Source organism: Mycobacterium attenuatum, from assembly GCF_900566085.1.
GTDB lineage: Bacteria > Actinomycetota > Actinomycetes > Mycobacteriales > Mycobacteriaceae > Mycobacterium > Mycobacterium attenuatum.
In genome coordinates this window covers 1-1811 of sequence record NZ_UPHT01000115.1, presented here as the reverse complement: position 1 = coordinate 1811, position 1811 = coordinate 1, and the positions used below count along the sequence as shown (strand labels likewise).

General features: G+C 69.6%; 1 protein-coding gene and 2 pseudogenes. 2 read left to right on the top strand and 1 reads right to left on the bottom strand.

What is annotated here, in order from left to right; translation table 11 throughout:
* Both EET13_RS30495 and EET13_RS18795 read left to right on the top strand, forming a co-directional pair.
* A pseudogene (locus tag EET13_RS30495) lies at positions 1-780 on the top strand (hypothetical protein); the annotation flags it as partial.
* Between the two features lie 138 nt (positions 781-918).
* Positions 919-1154 (top strand): annotated as a pseudogene (locus EET13_RS18795) (radical SAM family heme chaperone HemW); the annotation flags it as partial.
* Between the two features lie 132 nt (positions 1155-1286).
* Here EET13_RS18795 and EET13_RS18790 read toward each other — a convergent pair.
* Positions 1287-1610 (bottom strand): hypothetical protein, encoded by a 324-nt coding sequence (locus EET13_RS18790; RefSeq protein ID WP_136623197.1) that lies wholly within the window; start codon positions 1608-1610, stop codon positions 1287-1289.
* Positions 1611-1811 lie beyond the last annotated feature (201 nt).

The window sequence follows — 1811 nt, the reverse complement described above, 5'->3', positions numbered from 1 at the left end:
GAACAGGATGCCTCCGGCTCCCCCAACTCCACCCGCGCCGGCGGCCACGGCGGAGTCGGCGGATTAGCGAGCGGCCCGGCCGCCGGCGCGGGTGGAGTTGGGGGAGCCGGAGGCATCCTGTTCGGCGCCGGCGGCGCAGGCGGCGCGGGAGGAGGTGGCGGAGTCAACAACCCTCTCGGCTCGGGCGGCGGTGGTGGAGCCGGCGGCAGCGCTGGACTATTCGGCATCGGTGGGGTCGGCGGAATCGGCGGTGAGGGCTCGCTTGACGGCGGCACCGGCGGGTCCGGCGGAAACGGTGGCGCAGTAGCGGGCTTTGGCGGAACCGGCGGCACCGGCGGATTCGGCAACGTTGGCGGTGCCGGCGGGGCGGGTGGAGCCGGTGGGCGAATCGGAAACGGCGGAGCCGGTGGAGCTGGCGGGATTTCGTTGACCAGCATGCCGATCTCCGGCGCGGCAGGTGGAGCCGGCGGCAATGGCGGCACACTCATTGGCTCCGGCGGAGCCGGTGGACAGGGTGGATTCACCTCAGTGGGCACCGGCGGTATCGGGGGTTTCGGCGGCAAGGCCGGGTTGATCGGCAATGGCGGTGCCGGCGGCGCCGGCGGTCAGGGCGCGCCGGGCGCCAGTGGCGGCGACGGTGGCCGAGGCGGTGACGCCGGCGCAATCGGAAACGGTGGCAACGGCGGCAACGGCGGGCTTGGCCCGCCCGACGGCACGGGTGGTCGCGGTGGCACAGGTGGGTCGGTGCTGGGCCAGAACGGCATGGACGGTGTCGGCTAGCCGGACCGCCGCGGCACGCCGTGCGAAGAATTGGCATGCCTGTTCGTGAGGCATCGGTCGAACTGCCCGGCCTGCTGCCGAGCCCGGGACAGCCGTTCGGGCTGTACGTGCATGTCCCCTTCTGCGTGGCGCGCTTCCGGGCGGGCCGCGGCTGCCGCACGCGAGGCAATGGACGCGGGCTTCGAACACGTCAACCTCGACCTGATCTATGGAACCCCGGGAGAGTCCGACGACGATCTGCTGCGTTCGGTGGACGCTGCGATCCACGCCGGTGTCGACCACGTGTCGGCCGATGCGTGTCGGCCTATGCCCTGGTCGTCGAGCAGGGAACGGGCCTGGCCCGGCGCGTCCGGCGCGGTGAACTCCAAGCGCCGAGGAATAGATAGATGCGCTGCGCGCGGCTGGCGCGCAGCGCATCAATCGAGGCTGCCTCGGGAGCTGGTCAAGCCGTCATCGAATCGCTGACGGCTTGACACCTTTCAGCGACGATCGCTTCACAGGTCGGATCACAGACCCGGCAAGCAGATCGGCGACCCGTTGCAGGTGTTGGCCGGGGAGGGGTCCCCTTCGAGGATGTGGGCGCCGACTTGGATGCCGCCCTCGGTTCCCGGGTGACCGAGGCTGCCGCCGTAGTAGTGGTGGCAGACATTCATGTCCCACACCACGTCTGGCATCGGCAGCGGACTTCCGGGACACCATATGCGGCTACACATTGCCAATTGATTGCAGATGCCCGTTCCGGGGTCGGCTTGCGCGGTGCCTGCGCTAATACCCAGGCCGGTCACGCCGAGGGCGCCGGCAACCAGTGCCACTCCAAGGATTCGCTTCATGCATTTCCTCCGATCTCGTTGTTGCCATGAAGGTAGTCGGAGAACTGGCTACCGATCCCAACTTTTTGTGTTTCAGGTCAGGTTCGGCCTCATCCGGGCGTGGCCGGCCTTGGAACCGAGGTGGCTGTCGCATGCCAGGGCGGTGATGCCGGCGCAATCGGAAACGGTGGCAACGGCGGCAACGGCGGGCTTGGCCCGCCC